Annotated in this window: 11 protein-coding genes; 7 read left to right on the forward strand and 4 right to left on the reverse strand. The window is 43.8% G+C overall.

Annotated elements, in window-relative coordinates:
* Positions 1-54: 54 nt before the first annotated feature.
* Both MUY27_RS08830 and MUY27_RS08835 read right to left on the reverse strand, forming a co-directional pair.
* Positions 55-2,610: an SLBB domain-containing protein gene (locus tag MUY27_RS08830; RefSeq protein WP_245129642.1), complete on the reverse strand. Its 2,556-nt coding sequence runs from the start codon at positions 2,608-2,610 to the stop codon at positions 55-57.
* Between the two features lie 218 nt (positions 2,611-2,828).
* Positions 2,829-3,665 (reverse strand): NAD(P)-dependent oxidoreductase, encoded by an 837-nt coding sequence (locus MUY27_RS08835; RefSeq protein WP_245129643.1) that lies wholly within the window; start codon positions 3,663-3,665, stop codon positions 2,829-2,831.
* 625 nt (positions 3,666-4,290) lie between these two features.
* On the opposite strand from MUY27_RS08835, the gene MUY27_RS08840 reads away from it, so the two are divergent.
* The 4 genes from MUY27_RS08840 to MUY27_RS08855 all read left to right on the forward strand — a co-directional run bounded on the left by MUY27_RS08840 (position 4,291) and on the right by MUY27_RS08855 (position 7,922).
* Positions 4,291-4,851 (forward strand): hypothetical protein, encoded by a 561-nt coding sequence (locus MUY27_RS08840; protein ID WP_245129644.1) that lies wholly within the window; start codon positions 4,291-4,293, stop codon positions 4,849-4,851.
* Between the two features lie 359 nt (positions 4,852-5,210).
* Positions 5,211-6,113 (forward strand): helix-turn-helix domain-containing protein, encoded by a 903-nt coding sequence (locus tag MUY27_RS08845; protein ID WP_245129645.1) that lies wholly within the window; start codon positions 5,211-5,213, stop codon positions 6,111-6,113.
* Between the two features lie 84 nt (positions 6,114-6,197).
* The gene (locus MUY27_RS08850) at positions 6,198-7,037 is read left to right on the forward strand and encodes an SDR family NAD(P)-dependent oxidoreductase (protein ID WP_245129646.1); all 840 of its coding nucleotides are present in this window, start codon (positions 6,198-6,200) and stop codon (positions 7,035-7,037) included.
* Positions 7,038-7,067: 30 nt separating this feature from the next.
* A complete protein-coding gene (locus tag MUY27_RS08855; protein ID WP_245129647.1) occupies positions 7,068-7,922 on the forward strand; it encodes an oxidoreductase in 855 nt (284 codons plus the stop codon).
* A 56-nt stretch (positions 7,923-7,978) separates the two neighbouring features.
* On the opposite strand, the gene MUY27_RS08860 is transcribed toward MUY27_RS08855, so the two are convergent.
* Positions 7,979-8,272, reverse strand: coding sequence for a hypothetical protein (locus MUY27_RS08860; protein ID WP_245129648.1), 294 nt, complete (start codon positions 8,270-8,272; stop codon positions 7,979-7,981).
* Between the two features lie 82 nt (positions 8,273-8,354).
* On the opposite strand from MUY27_RS08860, the gene MUY27_RS08865 reads away from it, so the two are divergent.
* The 3 genes from MUY27_RS08865 to MUY27_RS08875 all read left to right on the forward strand — a co-directional run bounded on the left by MUY27_RS08865 (position 8,355) and on the right by MUY27_RS08875 (position 13,923).
* Positions 8,355-10,760: a glycoside hydrolase family 3 C-terminal domain-containing protein gene (locus tag MUY27_RS08865; protein ID WP_245129649.1), complete on the forward strand. Its 2,406-nt coding sequence runs from the start codon at positions 8,355-8,357 to the stop codon at positions 10,758-10,760.
* A gap of 262 nt (positions 10,761-11,022) precedes the next feature.
* A complete protein-coding gene (locus tag MUY27_RS08870) occupies positions 11,023-13,320 on the forward strand; it encodes a GH92 family glycosyl hydrolase (protein ID WP_245129650.1) in 2,298 nt (765 codons plus the stop codon).
* 438 nt (positions 13,321-13,758) lie between these two features.
* A complete protein-coding gene (locus tag MUY27_RS08875) occupies positions 13,759-13,923 on the forward strand; it encodes a hypothetical protein (protein ID WP_245129651.1) in 165 nt (54 codons plus the stop codon).
* 12 nt (positions 13,924-13,935) lie between these two features.
* Here the strand turns inward: MUY27_RS08875 and MUY27_RS08880 are convergent, their stop codons facing one another.
* Entirely contained in the window at positions 13,936-16,194 is a 2,259-nt protein-coding gene (locus tag MUY27_RS08880) for a GH92 family glycosyl hydrolase (RefSeq protein ID WP_420846904.1), read from the reverse strand.
* Positions 16,195-16,280: the final 86 nt, after the last annotated feature.

Consider the following 16,280-nt stretch of genomic DNA (forward strand, 5'->3'; position numbering starts at 1 on the left):
TGATTATTTTATTGCTTAATAGCATAACTCCCAAAAACGAGCCGCTGCATCAAGCTATTTACGTAAAACAGTTACTAATACGGCAGCCAAAGAAGCCAGTGCTGTCGAAAGCCCAACAATTCCGGTTATACCAAGTTTCTCTCTCGGTGCGTGCTTTGGTACAAATATCTCTCCGCCAGGTTTTACATCAGGATAATCATAAAAGAAAAGAAACTTCCTGGTAGATTTTATTGCCCCATTTGCATATTCGATATAAGCCCCGCGTTTATTGGCATTATAGGTAAACCCACCAGACTCGTTAATGTACTGCTCCATTGTCTTCCCCGGCTTATAGATAATGTTGGTTGGCTTTAAAACCTCACCTGAAACCCTTATTGTTTGCAACTCTTTCGGCACATTGATAATGTCGCCATCTTCTAATAACAAATCGTAGCGGCTTGAAGGATTTTGCAAAATCTTCTTCAATTCTATACCAACCATATCACTACGTACAGAGGCAGAATCCTCCTTCAGGCTTAATGTATCTTTCACCCCTTGCGCCATCTGCAGCCTTCTTAAATTAATCAGCCTCAATTTTTCGTCTTCGGCTTTTAAGCTATCAGTACGGCTCTTTTTTAATTTATCTTTAGGTGGCCCAGGCCTTTTAAGCGATGCTCCTTCCGGGAAAGCAAGCGCTGTTAATCCTCCTGCCCTTTTAACCAGGTCGGAAATCCGTTCATTCTTACGTTGTATGGTATAAATACCAGGATATAATACCTCACCTTGTATACTTACCGTTTTCTGAACTTCGTAACCTTCTGCGCTACGGACAGAAACAATATCATATGGCTGCAAAATAAACGGTTCACCCACCAATTTCAGATTTTGATCGACGTTGACAGTAAATATCTGGGCTACGGTAGATGTAGCAGATTTAGCGTCACTGTTCTTCACCCTTCTAGATACTTCGATCCGGTTGGGTGTAGCTCCTTCTTTAAAACCACCCGCCATCTGGATAACAGATTCCAGCGTCATATTATCAGCATACTTAAAAGTACCAGGAAAACGCACCTCACCCTGCACCTGAACCTTATACTCGTCTCGCAGGTCGAATATCGAAGATATGGTCACCTTGTCCTCACGCTGCAAAGGAATATCTGCAGATGTTCCGTTCATGATGTTTTGCACATCAAAAGTGATCAGCGATAGCGTGTTATCTAAATTGAGTCTGGATATATAGCCACGGTTAAGAAAAGCGTCCTCTTTTAAGCCTTCTGCTTTTTGAATTAATGCTTTCAGCGTAAGTCCTTTATCCAGTTCGTATTTGCCAGGACGAAAAACAGCACCCTCTATAGTAACCCGGTTTTCAAAACGATCCAGGATAGCCTCAATGACCACCTTATCGCCGTTTGCAGGATGGTAAGTATTGTAATCTGAACTGCTAACATCAATGATCCTGCGTTCTTTAGCCGTATTTTGCAAAATCTTTACAGCGGCTGTGTAAGCTTTGTTGGTAAACCCACCGCCGAAATTCAATACTTCCTGCAAATTCTCATTACTTTGAACTTCATATAAAGCGGGCCTTTTCACTTCACCTGATAACTCTACCCGGGTTTTGTAAACCGGGATGTTAATCACATCCTGATCTTGCAAGCGAACATTATTCCGCTGAATACCCTTCAACAGGAAATCATAAACATCTATAGTGGCAATGATTTTATTGTTGCGAACCACCTGTATATTGCGAAAAGAGCCGTTATCATTCGGACCTCCTGATGCACTTAAAGCATTAAATACCGTTGAAACAGATGATAAGGTATAAGTACCGGGTTTAACCACCTCACCCACCAAACTTACCCTGATACTGCGGATGTTACCCAAATTTACAGCTACCTGCGTACGGCCACTACGTAACCCCGGATAGGTTTTAGCTAAAGTAGCTTTGATTTTTGAAGTAGCCTGTTCTATCGTTAGTCCGCCAACAGAAATTAATCCAGCATACTGCACTTTTATGGTTCCTTCCGGAGATACCTTCAATTGGTAACTTGCTTCATTATCGCCTGTAATATCAACCAACAACTGGTCGTCAGGTCCGATCACATAATTCATCGGCGTGGCCAACCTCAGATTAGGCTCAAACGTCATCCTGCTATTCTTAAATAGTTCAGATCCGAATATTTTAGGCACAAGATTTCCAAAAACGTCACGATTCTGGCGTTGATTGTTCCTGTTACGAAAATTACCTGAAGTGTCGCTTTGCAGAGAATCCGGATTGGTGTATCTACGACCATCTAAATTACTGTTCTGATTATCTCTTAAGCCATTCAATCCACTGCCAGAACCTGTTGTATTATCGTTACTTCCACTTTGATCAGATTTTCTGATCTTCTGCAATCTCTGGTCAAGTTTTTGAACCTCTTCGGGTTTCAGCCCCTGGGCAGAGGCCATTTGCTCAATTTGCTGATCTGTGGTATAACCTACGCCTTTTGCACGCTGGATTAACTGACGGATCTGGTCATCAGACAACTCGTCCACACGTACATCGCTTAAATTGGTTTGTGAATAAGCTGTATAAGAAGCAAATACGATGATGAATAATATCGCAGCGCGTAGAATTTTTTTAAATGCCATTAATTATAGGTACAAATTATCTCTCAAGTTCTTTCGATAATACGCCCGATCTCAGATAACCCTATATCATGCAATTATCGCACTGCATTCAATTGAGGTTTTCCTGAAGAATCAGGAGCATTTTTTTACCATCGCGAATATAGGAATTTTAAATAAGAGCCGACTTTTATCACCAACAAAACCGTTGTATTGAAGGTGTATAAAATCTGCAGCTATCGCTAAAGGCTTTCGCGTGAGATTACTGTCCAGTCGCTGCTGCCGTACCCCTCACTTATCCATTTATCCATAACCGCCACTACCGCAGGAATCACCATCAGGTCGGTTGCCGCTTTTAACATCAAGCCGGCATCTTTCCGTGCCATATTCAACTCCCATGACGGTTGCGAATAGTCACCGCTGGTGATACGTTTCACACGCGCAGGAATCATGTTTGCAGGATTCCAGTTGGCGAAAAGATTGAGTACCTCATCTGGCGAGATATTTTGTGCTTTAGCTAATGAGAGCGCGTCGATCAACCCGCCTGTCAGCGAAATCAGGAACAGGTTACCTACCAACTTTAATCCTGCGGCCTTACCCTCTGCATCACCAACATTCATTAGTTTTCCGGTCATTTTTGAAAGCTCGGCTTCAACTGTTGCGATTGCTTGCTGATCACCTGATACCAACATAAAACCGGTACTCTCCAAAGCATTCTGCGGCCCCATAAATACGGGCGCATGCAGGTAAGTGAAACCTTTTTGCTTCCATGTAGCGGTTCTTTCTACCGCACCTTCTGCCGAAGTAGTAGTATGATCTATAATAACAGCGCCTGACTTTAGTCCGGCTTCTGCTTGCTGTAGCACTTCGTTTACCGTCTCATCGTCCTTAAGAGTCAAGTGAATGATATCGGCATTACGTACAGCGTCGGCGGGGGTTGCAGCTACAATGGCACCCAAGGCAGCCAGTGCTTCTGCCTTTGCAGCCGTACGGTTCCATATCTGTACCTGTTCGCCTTTACTTAACAGTGCTTTTACAAAATTAGACCCCAGCAGGCCCATACCTAAAAATGCTTTCATTGGTTGATATTTTTGTCAAAGGTAAGCCTGTCAGGGATTCCAACAAATGTTTTAGAGATTTGTATTTTATTGTAAAATACTTGAAGTTCCGCGATCAACTTAAAATGTAGCCACACATATTCAATAAATTACAGAAGTCACTCGTAATTACCTAACTAGTACGCAGATTAAAAGCTCTGTATAAATAGTTTTTTCTACTTTATACTTAAAATTAATAGAGTGAAAATCACAGATACTTCAGATTAAAATGCTAAATTACCAAAAACTTAAACTTTAAAGATGATGAAAATATCGCGTTTACTTGCTTATTGGCGACCGATTTTATTCCTTACAATCATTTCAGGAATCTTGCTCAAGATAACAGCTCCACTTCATATTTTATACCTATACCAAGGGCTGTTAGTTACATTTCAGGTATTTCTTGCACTAACTCTGATTTTACTATTTCTTAAGGCGGTTGACTCTATAATCAAACTATTTTCAACCAAGCCGTAATAAGGCTGTAAAATTAAAACTGCTCCTCATTCTTGGTGTAACAATTGGATTTTATTCCTGTAAAAAAGAAAATAAATCATCGACGTTAGATGATCAAGCAAAACAGATAGCTGCAAAATATGGGCTTAAGATGATCATTAATCACGATGCACAATCAGCAAGTCGTACTTTTTCAACACTTGCAGATTTTGAAAAATTTCTACAAAGCAGAACAAAAGAAAATCTAGAAGATTCTATCGTTTTTAGAAGCCCAAAATCTATTCACTCCAATTCTACAAAAAAAGCAAACGAAGTTATTGAAGATAATTCAACCTCAGATGAATTTGCAACGCATTGGAACGACCCTCAACACACATATACGTATAAATTTGAACAATTTAAAGAACGAGGCTATGCAAGTTTAGTACTATGTGATATATCGTTTACTGATTTTTATAATCTAGATTTTTTTACGCTTACCGTCGACGGATCAATGGCCGGAAGCTATTCCTATAATACAAGTAGTATAATTGGCGCTAAGGGGACAGCTAGAACTTTAAATGCTACCGTTAATGGTTTTTATCAGGAGGTAGTATCTGTTGGTGGTGCCTATTCTTTTTATACTAATTATCTCTCCAAATTTACTCTTACAATGGACCGTACTGTATTTTATGACATGAAAGCTAAATTAACGTTTACCAAAATTAACTAATATGATCATTAAAGCTCGAACGTCTTTTTGATATCCGAGCTTTTTATTCAATTTTTTTGATATTTTCCTAATTTAAGTTTTAATAGTGATCAATATTTCGAAAAATCAGTTCAGCTATTCGAATAATTTCTCATGATCAATTAGTTACAGAAAGATCTTCGGTCTAATGATAGTAGTCGCGGAGATGATGAAAATAACAAAGCGTTTAAAAACGGATTAAATTAATAACGAATAGTTTGAATTAAAAGCGAAGCGTTGATAAGCAAATAGCGATTTCGGAAATTGTCAAAACGTTCTATCTCCGATAGGATTGCAGTTCAGTACTTGCATTTACCTGTTTGAATTACGTAACTTTGCTTATGGCTGAAGCAGAAACACTCGAAGAATTTTATAAGCACAAGTTAAACTGGCTACCCGATAACCTACAGAAAGATCTGGGTCATTTTAACGTATTCAGAACAGAAGATTGTGTAGGCCCAAATTCTACGCCACCTAAATACAGCCGCCGTACATTTTATAAGGTTGGTTTAGGTTATGGCCACTACCGCTACCACTATGCGAATAAAAGTGTTGAGGTATCCGGGCCGACACTAACCTTTTTTAACCCGAACGTTCCATATACCTATGATTGGATAGGCGGCGAGCAACGCGGCTTCTTTTGCATTTTCACTGAAGAATTCTTTACCGAAAGGCTAAGAAACGGATTACAGGATCTGCCGATGTTCAGGCCGGGCGGCGTACCATCTTATCCGCTTAACACGGATCAGGAAAATGTAGTAATCAGCTTATATGAGAAGATGATCGCAGAAATACGGTCTGATTATATCTACAAATACGACCTGATCCGCAGTTACCTGACAGAGCTAACGCATTTTGCTTTAAAAACCCAGCCGTCTGAAACGCTTTACCAGCATCCGGATGCAAATTCAAGAATTACCGCTGTCTTCACCGAACTGCTGGAGCGGCAGTTCCCTATCGAGGCACCTTCACAAAGGTTCACCCTGCGCTCCGCGAATGACTTTGCACAACAGCTGTCCGTCCATGTTAATCACTTAAACCGGGCGGTAAGATTAACCACCGGAAAAACTACGACCGAACGTATTTCTGAACGCCTGTTAACCGAAGCTAAGCTATTACTACGGCATACAGATTGGAATATTTCGGAAATTGCTTACTCTCTGGGATTTGAAGAGCCTACCCATTTCAATAATTTTTTTAAAAAGAAAACCACCCTTACACCCGGTTCATTCCGAAATGTTTGAATTTTGTAATTATCTGTTTGTTTAGCGTAAACGGTCGCCTGCTCTGCCGGCCTAATTTTGTGTTATCAAAAACAACGCAGATTTATGACAGAGCAAAGAACATGGTTTATTACAGGAGCCTCAAAAGGGCTTGGGCTTAGCCTGGTGAAGCAACTCTTGCAAGCAGGTGCACGGGTAGCAGCAACTTCGCGAAACCTTAACGAGCTGATCAGCGCGGTTGATGTTCAAACGACCAACTTCCTACCACTGGAAGTTGACCTGACCACTGAAGACAGCATTTGCAAAGCCCTTCACACCACCTACCAGACTTTTGAAGGTATTGATGTAGTAGTTAATAATGCCGGTTACGGTATCGGCGGCGCAATAGAGGAACTGACCGACGAAGAAAGCCGCCGCAACTTCGACGTGAATGTATTCGGTACGCTTAACGTTATCCGTAACGTGATGCCCTACCTTAGGGCACAACAATCCGGGCATATTATTAATATATCATCTATCGCAGGGATTGCACCTGGCACAGGTTGGGCAGTTTATTCAGCCGCCAAGTTCTCGGTGATAGGCCTTTCCGAAGTATTAGCGCAGGATGTACAGGAGTTCGGCATAAAAGTAACGGTTGTCGCACCAGGGGCTTTCCGCACCAGCTTCCTAAACTCGGGTTCGTTAGCAATGACTAAAAACCCTATCCCCGACTATACCCGCGTAAGGGATACACACACGCGCTATTTGCAAATGGATGGTATGCAAGCCGGCGACCCGGAGAAAGCAGCCGCAGCGATGATAGAAATCGCCAAAGAAGAAAATCCGCCGCTTTACCTGCTGCTGGGCAGCGACGCATATGATCGTGCGATGCAAAAACTGGATTTTCTGGAAAAAGAATTCTTGCTGAATGAAGAGCTGAGCAAGGCTATGGCTTACCAGGGATAATTAATATTTCACCTATCAAAAATATATAAAATGGAAAATCAAAAAGTATGGTTCATTACAGGGGCCTCAAAAGGATTCGGTTTAGAACTTGTAAAACAACTGTTAAACGCAGGAAATAAAGTGGCCGCTACCTCGCGCACCGTTGAAGAACTTGTGAAAGCAGCAGGCGGAGAACAACCTGGCTTTCTGCCGCTTGCAATGGACCTCATCAACGAAAACAGCGTGAAAGAGGCTATAGAAAAAACAATTGCCGAGTTTGGGCAGATTGATGTAATAGTAAATAACGCCGGTTATGGTTTATTGGGCGGTGTTGAAGAATTAACAGATGAAGAAGTTCGCAAAAACTTTGATATAAATGTTTTTGGTTCTTTAAACGTCATCCGCCAAGCACTGCCCCACATGCGTACAAAACGCAGCGGGCACGTTTTTAACATATCGTCTATTGGTGGCTTTGTTGGTTCTTATCCCGGTGCTGGTATTTATTGCTCTACCAAGTTTGCAGTGAACGGCTTTTCCGAAGCACTTTACGAAGAGCTGAAACCTTTTGGTATTCATGTGACTATCGTACAGCCTGGCTATTTCCGCACCAACTTCCTTTCTAAAGGTTCAATGGCAACACCAGGAAATCCAATTGCTGAATATGACAACGTTCGCCAGTCGGTGGATATGCATCAAAATCAAATTGACCAGCAGCAACCCGGCGACCCGGTAAAGGGTGTAGCCGCCATCATTAAGGTTGCCTCAGCAGAAAACCCGCCGCTGAACCTGTTCTTAGGTGCAGATGCTTACCAGGTTGCGCAGGATAAAATAGCTTATGTGCAAAAAGATCTTGACAACTGGAAAGCGGTAACAGTTTCTACCGGTTTTGAAGAAGCGGCTGTTTAATTAACTTACCTTATTTGCTCTATCTGAAAGCCACTAATAAAACGGTGGCTTTTGTTTTATCCCTTCTGACGATAATCCCGGCGCCAGGCTAAAGACTTCCGGTTATCTTCCCACAATAAATGGGGTTGTGCCAGCCACTGTTCCATCCGGTAAACCATCTTCGATAATTGAGCTTCACTTACCTGCGTCACGGCCGGTTTAGCCCTTTCTAAGTGCTTATACCAGACATCCTGAAACAACCAATCGAGCACAATCCTGTTAAAGCAGTGATTATAACGCACTGGCTTTACAAAAGTACCCGGTAATATCTCGTTCAGTAAAGTCTTGTACCTATCCAGCGCCTCGCCCATTATTCATTGTGTAAAAATAACACTACTAATACCTTCCAATCGCAAATTAGTTTAATTTGCGGCTTCACCACTAAAACTAATTATGAGGAAAACCTACCTGCTTACATTAGCCTTATGCGCCACACAATATAGTTTTGCCCAGCAGAAAAACATCTATCATAAAGGCTGGATAGATTTTAACAAGAACGGCAAAAAAGATGTTTTTGAAGATCCTACCCAGACGATTCAAAAACGGATAGACGACCTGCTTTCGCAAATGACGCTGGAGGAGAAAACATGTCAGATGGCTACCCTGTACGGATATAAGCGCGTATTGAAAGAAGAAATGCCTGCGGCTTCATGGAAGAACGAGATATGGAAGGACGGCATTGCGAATATTGACGAAGAGCTGAACAGCCTGACATCCTACACTGATAACGCAACCTCGCAATACTCATTCCCCTACAGCAAACATGCCGAGGCCATCAATACTATTCAACGTTGGTTTATAGAAGAAACACGGATTGGTATCCCGGTTGATTTTACCAACGAAGGTATTCATGGCTTGAACCACGACAGGGCTACTTCTTTGCCTGCACCTATTGGCATCGGCAGTACCTGGGATAAACAATTGGTCCGTGCTGCCGGCCAGATCGTCGGTCGCGAAGCTAAAGCGTTAGGATACACTAATGTTTATGCCCCTATTTTAGATCCGGCCCGCGACCAGCGTTGGGGACGCGTGGTAGAATGTTATGGCGAAGATCCCTTTCATATCGCAGAATTAGGTAAGCAAATGACACTGGGCATCCAGGAAGAAGGCGTTGCTTCTACCCTGAAACACTTCGCCGTTTACAGCGTACCCAAAGGTGGCCGCGATGGCAATACCCGTACCGACCCGCACGTAGCCCCGCGCGAGATGCATCAGCTCTACCTCTACCCTTTCCGCAGAGTAATCCAGGAAGCACATCCCATGGGTGTCATGAGCAGTTATAACGATTGGGACGGCGTACCGGTAACCGGTAGCCATTATTTCCTTACGGAGCTGCTGCGCGAACAATTTGGGTTCGATGGATATGTGGTATCAGATAGTGAGGCTGCGGAGTATCTGTATAGCAAGCACCATGTGGCGGCAGATTACAAAGAAGCCGTTCGGCAGGTGGTAGAAGCCGGGCTGAATGTGCGCACCAATTTTACCATGCCGCAAACTTATATTTTGCCTTTGCGTGAACTGGTTCGCGAAGGGAAGCTATCCATGAAAACTATTGATGCCCGCGTGGCAGATGTGTTGCGTGTGAAATTTAAACTCGGCCTGTTCGACCAGCCTTATGTTAAAAATCCCAAAGCGGCGGACGCCATTGTAAATACCAAAGAGAATGAAGCGGTTGGTTTACAAATGAACCGCGAGAGCATGGTTCTATTGAAAAATCAGAATAACCTGCTGCCCTTAAATAAACAGAACTTAAAGAACGTTTTAGTTACCGGCCCACTGGCAATGGAGACTAATTACGGTATCAGCAGGTACGGGCCTTCTCACCACCCGGTAACTACTGTTTTAGATGGGATTAAAAACTACCTGGGTATCGGCGCTACCGTTAACTACGCGAAGGGTTGCGACATTATTGATGCGACATGGCCAGAAAGCGAGATTATAGAAACCCCGTTAACCAATAAAGAGCAGGCGGATATTGCCGAAGCTGTCGAAAAAGCTAAATCTGCCGACGTAGTAATTGCTGTTGTGGGCGAAGATGCCAAACGTGTAGGTGAAAGCCTTTCTCGTACCGGCTTAAACTTGCCCGGCCGCCAGCTGAAACTAATCCAGGCGTTGCAGGCCACGGGTAAGCCTGTGGTAATGGTGATGATTAACGGGCAACCGCTGACCATTAATTGGGAAAACCGTTATGTACCTGCCATTTTGGAAGCCTGGTTCCCCGGACCCGAAAGCGGTAAAGTAATTGCGGAAACGTTGTTCGGCGATAACAACCCTGGTGGAAAGCTGCCCATTACCTTCCCGAAAACAACGGGGCAAATTGAATTTAACTTTCCGTTTAAGCCCGCCTCACAAGCCAATCAGCCCACTTCCGGGCCGAATGGTTATGGTAAAACCAGTGTAAACGGTGCTTTATACCCATTCGGGTATGGCTTAAGCTACACCACCTTCTCTTACGCAAACCTTCAAGTAAGCCCGGATAAAGCAAAAAACCAGGCAGATATTACCGTAAAGGTAGATGTAACTAACACCGGCAAAGTAAAAGGCGACGAGGTGGTACAGTTATACCTTAAAGACAAGGTAAGCAGTGTGACAACTTATGAATATGATCTCCGCGGGTTTGAACGCGTTACGCTTGCGCCGGGCGAAACCAAAACCATAACGTTTACCCTTCACCCAGACGATCTTGCCCTGTTAGATAAAAACATGAATTGGACGGTTGAACTGGGTGCTTTCCAGGTCATGATCGGCAGCTCGTCTGAAGATATTAAATTGAAAAAGGATTTTGTAATAGAGGACTGATATTAGAAGCAAGAGCCAAGAATCAAGATAAAAGTAATTGGCGCATAAAGCCCCTATCCATCCGGAGAGGGGTTGGGGGTGAGGCTGTTCTTAAGTCACTGGTTACATATAAGCGCGCGTATCGGGTACTCTCCAGAAGGGAGGATCTTTATTTCCTATCCATCAGGAGAGGGGTTTGGGGTGGGGCTCTTAAATTAGGGTGAGGCTCTTAAAACAACATGACGCTGCTTTTCCCCTTCTCCTTTCCTTATATTTGAAATAGATGAAAAAACTACCTTTTCTACTACTGGCATTGGCTTCTGCCAATGCTTTCGCCCAGACGGGTAAACCTGAAAAACTGATTCAATATGTAAAACCCATCATAGGTACGCAACGCATGGGCCATACTTATCCCGGCTCAACGGTTCCCTTTGGTATGGTACAGTTGAGCCCCGAAACGGATACCATCAGCTACGACCAGAATGGCAAGTACAATCCCGACGTTTACAAATATTGTGCTGGTTATCAATACGACGATAAAACTATAGTCGGCTTTAGCCATACCCATTTCAGTGGCACGGGTCACTCCGACCTTGGTGACATCCTGATTATGCCGACTACCGGCAAACTGCAGCTTAACCCGGGCACTGCCGACAAACCTTTAAGCGGCTACCGTTCTGCTTTCTCACACAAAAATGAATTAAGCGAGGCCAACTATTACAAGGTAAAGCTGGACGACCATAACATTACTGCGGAATTGACCACCACTACCCGCGTGGGTATTCATCAATATACTTTTCCAGCTTCAGACCAATCACACATCATTCTGGATATGATGGCGGGTATTTACAATTACCCCGAAAAAAACGTTTGGACCTATCTGCGGGTAGTGAATGATTCTACAGTCATCGGCTGGCGGCAAACCAATGGCTGGGCACGTACCCGTCAATTGTATTTTGCCATTTCTTTCTCTAAACCTTTTAGCGGCCACGGCTTCAAAAACTATGTCAGCGGGAGCGTTTACCGGGGATTCTGGGGTAAATTCAATCAGACTAAAAACTTCCCCGAAATTGCGGGTCGTCAAATTAAGGCCTGGTTCGATTTCAAAACTACAGAAGGCGAAAAGATCAAACTCAAAGTTGCCTTATCTCCTGTCAGCATGGATAATGCGCTGGCTAACATGAAAGCAGAGGCCCAGGGCTGGGACTTTGACAAGTTTAAACAAGCTGGTCAACAACAATGGGAAGACGAGCTGCATAAAATTGTGATCGATACTAAGAGCAAAACCGAAAAAGAAAATTTCTATACGGGAATGTATCATGCGTTGATCAACCCTACCCTTTACGCAGATTTAAACGGTGAATACAAGGGGCTTGACCAAAACGTACATAAAGCAGAAGGATTTAACAACTACACCACTTTCTCACTTTGGGACACTTATCGCGCACTTCATCCGCTTTTTAATATTGTGGATCCAGACCGGAATAAAGATATGATCAAGTCGATGCTGGCGCATTACGATCAAAGTCCGGAACATATGCTACCGGTATGGTCTAACTCTGGCAACGAAAACTGGTGCATGAGTGGATACCATGCGGTGGCTGTAATTGCAGATGCCGTGGTGAAGGGAAATGCCGATTTCGACACCAATAAAGCTTTGGAAGCATGCGTTGCGACTGCACGCCACCGGGATTATGAGGGTATAGGCGAGTATATGGATAAGGGCTATATCCCTGACGAACGGAGCGGCGTGTCAGTTTCCTCAACACTTGAATATGCTTACGACGATTGGGCTATTGCACAAATGGCAAAAAAATTAGGTCGTGAAGATATTTACCAGGAATTTATAAAGCGCTCGCAGAATTACAAGAACGTGTACGACCCGAAAGTTGGATTTATGCGCCCTAAACTGGCTGATGGTACTTTTCGCAAAAACTTCGACCCGTTGACTACCATAAACCAGGGATTTATTGAAGGAAACGCGTGGAACTATACACTATTTGTTCCGCAAGACCCGAAAGGATTGATCAATATAATGGGCGGAAACCAGCGCGTGGTACGTTACCTGGATTCGCTTTTCACGATGCAATTGCCGGATAAGTTTTTTGCCGAAACCGAAGATATTACCCGCGATGGCATTATTGGCAATTATGTTCACGGCAATGAACCAAGCCACCACGTAGCTTATTTGTACAACTGGACAGACAAGCCATGGAAAACGCAGGAACGTATCCGCATGATCCTGAAGAAAATGTACGGCCCTACCCCCGATGGCCTCGGAGGTAACGACGATACCGGGCAGATGAGCGCATGGTATATTTTCAGCACATTAGGCTTCTATCCTTTTGCTCCGGGAGCTGATACTTATGCCATTGGCAGCCCTGCTATAGATAATGCCGTGATCAACCTGGCTGGTGGTAAAACATTCAAGATCACCGTAAAAAACCAGGGTGATAAAAACGTTTACATAAAAAAGATTGAGCTTAACGGCAAGCCTTTAGAAGGGTTATCTATTAAGCATAGTGATATTATGAATGGTGGCGAACTGGTGTTTTACATGAGTTCGAGCCATGCCAAATGATCAAGTGAGCGATAAGAAGTTACGTTATATAGAGCGCGTTTCTGGACGTTACTTTTTCTTGGCCGTCAAGAAAAAGTAACCAAAAAGAGCTCGTCGCTGGCACCGCAGTCTATGCGTCTGTTCTGCCACTTCAAAGCCTGGGTTTGCCGCCTGCGCTGGATGTGACAAATAAGTATAGTTATGTCCCGTTCGTCGCTATAGTTGTAGTGCTACAATAAAAGCGCGCAGGCCAAATGTCAAAACATGCGGGCCAGTCCAAAGGACTCCTTCGGAGGAGTATGGCGTGAACGAGAGATCGCGGATTAATCGAGATTAAGACTGGATGTATTTATATTCCCATTGCTACCGTTCACAAACAGATATCTCGAATGCCTTTTATGTCCCTTCATTATTTCACCGATTATTGACGGAAAAACTAACTTAAAAGTTAGAAAACCTATGGCAGACCCGGTAAATGCGGCGAATGTGGTAAATGCGGCGAACGCGGCAGACGTGGCAGACTGGTTTTTGCCAGCCAGCCAGGTGCGTAGCTTATTTTACCCTGCTCTTCAAGCAAGAAGGCCCTTTGATAGATCTATCAAAGGGCCTTCTGTTTTATTTTAAGACAGCCGTAACTTATTTCTCGTTCGAGAATGAATAAGGGAAACTTGCCGGGTTAGTACCCCTGTTTTTATTGGGTTGTGCCGACATATCAAAGTTAATAACCGCTCCTCGCAATAAACCCGAATGGCTTACCCAGTTATTGCTGTATGGCTTGGCATTCAACGTCATGTTGGTTACGTACTTATTAGCTGCGCTATTGGCGGGCGCATTAATGGTTACAGTTTTGCCGTTCTCTAACTTTAGCGTTGCCTTTTTAAATAATGGTGCGCCTAACACGTACTGGTCGCTTGCAGGGCATACCGGGTAAAAACCGATAGATGAGAATACATACCAGGCCGAAGTCTGGCCATTATCCTCGTCGCCGCAGTAACCGTCAGGAGTAGGTTTGTAAAGTTTGTTCATGGCTTCGCGTACCCAGCGTTGTGTTTTCCATGGTTCACCTGCATAATTGTATAGGTAGATCATGTGTTGAATAGGCTGGTTACCGTGTGCGTATTGCCCCATGTTCATGATCTGCATTTCGCGGATCTCGTGGATCACACCACCATAATAGCTATCGTCAAAAATCGGGGGAAGAATAAACACCGAATCCAGTTTATTTACGAATTTCTGGCGGCCGCCCATCAGGTTCACCAGGCCTTGTATGTCATGGAATACTGACCATGAATAGTGCCAGCTATTACCCTCAGTGAAAGCATCCCCCCATTTGAATGGGTTGAACGGCGACTGGAATTTTCCATCTTTATTTTTTCCGCGCATTAACCCGGTTGAAGGATCAAAAAGGTTTTTGTAGTTCATTGCGCGTTTTTTATAGATATCCAGTTCGGCCTGTGGTCTGTGCAATGCCTTACCTAATTGATAGATGGCAAAATCGTCGTAAGCATACTCCAGCGTACGGGCTGCGTTTTCGTTAATCTTTACATCGTAAGGTACATAACCTAATTCATTGTAATACTTCACACCGTAACGACCAACTGCCGACATCGGGCCTTCGTTGTTGGCATCGTGCAATAGCGCTTCGTACAATTTATCAATATCGTAACCGCGTAAACCTTTCAGGTAAGCTTCAGATACAATTGAAGCCGAGTTGTTACCCACCATTACGTTTGCATAACCGGGGCTTGACCATTCCGGCAACCATCCACCTTCTTTATAATCGTTCACGAGGCCTTCCTGCATTTCCTTATTTACAGAAGGGAACATCAGGTTAAGGAATGGATAAAGCGCACGGAAGGTATCCCAGAAACCGGTGCCGCCATATAAATATCCAGGCAATACCTTGCCGTTGTAAGGACTGAAGTGAACGGTTTTGTTTTGCGCATCCAGCTCATATAATTTGTTCGGGAAGAACAGCATGCGGTATAAGCACGAATAGAAGGTGCGCGTCTGGTCTACACTGCCGCCTTCAACAGAAATTCTGCTTAAGGTTTTATTCCAGATATTTCTTGCTTTCTGTTTAGTTTGATCAAAATTATCACCACCGATCTCGCGTTTCAGGTTTAGTTCTGCCTGATCGAAGCTGATGAATGAAGAAGCCACTTTTAGATTCACCTGTTCGCCACGTTTGGTCTTAAAACCGATAATTGCCCCGGCATGGTCTGCCTTTAGCTCCAGCGTGTCACCTGCTAAGGTTTTCTTATGCCACGTACGCGAGAGGTTGAAAGCTTTATCTGAATAAATCACAAAGTAATCTTTGAAATTTTCCATCTTCTTACCGGCATGGCGGGTAGAATAACCGATGATCTTACGTTCTGAAGGGATGATCTTCACATAAGAACCTTTATCAAAAGCATCAATCACGATGAAAGAACTATCACTTTTTGGAAAAGTAAAACGGAACTGCGCTGCCCTTTCAGTCGGGGCAATCTCTGCGGTAACATCATGATCGGCCAGGTATACGCTGTAGTAGTAAGGCTTGCTGATCTCTGCCTTGTGGCTGAACCAACTTGCGCGCGCATCCTGGTCGAACTTCATACCACCTGTTACGGGCATAATGGCAAACTGGCCATAATCATTCATCCACGGCGAAGGTTGGTGGGTTTGCTTGAACCCGCGGATCTTTGTAGCGTCATAGCTGTACATCCAGCCATCGCCCATCGGACCGGTTTGTGGCGACCATAAGTTCATACCCCAGGGCAAACCTATAGCCGGATAGGTATTACCGTTAGAAAGATCTGGATTGGAAGCGGTGCCCATTAACGGATTCACCCATTCCGCAGGTTCAGCTACTTTTTTAACTTCTTGCGCCTGCGCGGTGATGCCGCCTGTCATCCCGGTTAGAAAAAGTAATGAGAAAGAAAAAATTTGATTGAGTTTCATTGGCTGATTTTAGATGCCTTGTTGACTTGGATTAGATG

Origin of the sequence: Mucilaginibacter straminoryzae, assembly GCF_022953055.1 — a bacterium.
GTDB lineage: Bacteria > Bacteroidota > Bacteroidia > Sphingobacteriales > Sphingobacteriaceae > Mucilaginibacter > Mucilaginibacter straminoryzae.

Excerpts from the sequence above, each read along its gene's own strand:
- MUY27_RS08830 (WP_245129642.1), bottom strand. The coding sequence starts at position 2,610 with ATGGCATTTAAAAAAATTCTACGCGCTGCGATATTATTCATCATCGTA.
- MUY27_RS08835 (WP_245129643.1), bottom strand. The coding sequence starts at position 3,665 with ATGAAAGCATTTTTAGGTATGGGCCTGCTGGGGTCTAATTTTGTAAAA.
- MUY27_RS08840 (WP_245129644.1), top strand. The coding sequence starts at position 4,291 with ATGATCATTAATCACGATGCACAATCAGCAAGTCGTACTTTTTCAACA.
- MUY27_RS08845 (WP_245129645.1), top strand. The coding sequence starts at position 5,211 with ATGGCTGAAGCAGAAACACTCGAAGAATTTTATAAGCACAAGTTAAAC.
- MUY27_RS08850 (WP_245129646.1), top strand. The coding sequence starts at position 6,198 with ATGACAGAGCAAAGAACATGGTTTATTACAGGAGCCTCAAAAGGGCTT.
- MUY27_RS08855 (WP_245129647.1), top strand. The coding sequence starts at position 7,068 with ATGGAAAATCAAAAAGTATGGTTCATTACAGGGGCCTCAAAAGGATTC.
- MUY27_RS08860 (WP_245129648.1), bottom strand. The coding sequence starts at position 8,272 with ATGGGCGAGGCGCTGGATAGGTACAAGACTTTACTGAACGAGATATTA.
- MUY27_RS08865 (WP_245129649.1), top strand. The coding sequence starts at position 8,355 with ATGAGGAAAACCTACCTGCTTACATTAGCCTTATGCGCCACACAATAT.
- MUY27_RS08870 (WP_245129650.1), top strand. The coding sequence starts at position 11,023 with ATGAAAAAACTACCTTTTCTACTACTGGCATTGGCTTCTGCCAATGCT.
- MUY27_RS08875 (WP_245129651.1), top strand. The coding sequence starts at position 13,759 with ATGGCAGACCCGGTAAATGCGGCGAATGTGGTAAATGCGGCGAACGCG.
- MUY27_RS08880 (WP_420846904.1), bottom strand. The coding sequence starts at position 16,194 with ATGACAGGCGGCATCACCGCGCAGGCGCAAGAAGTTAAAAAAGTAGCT.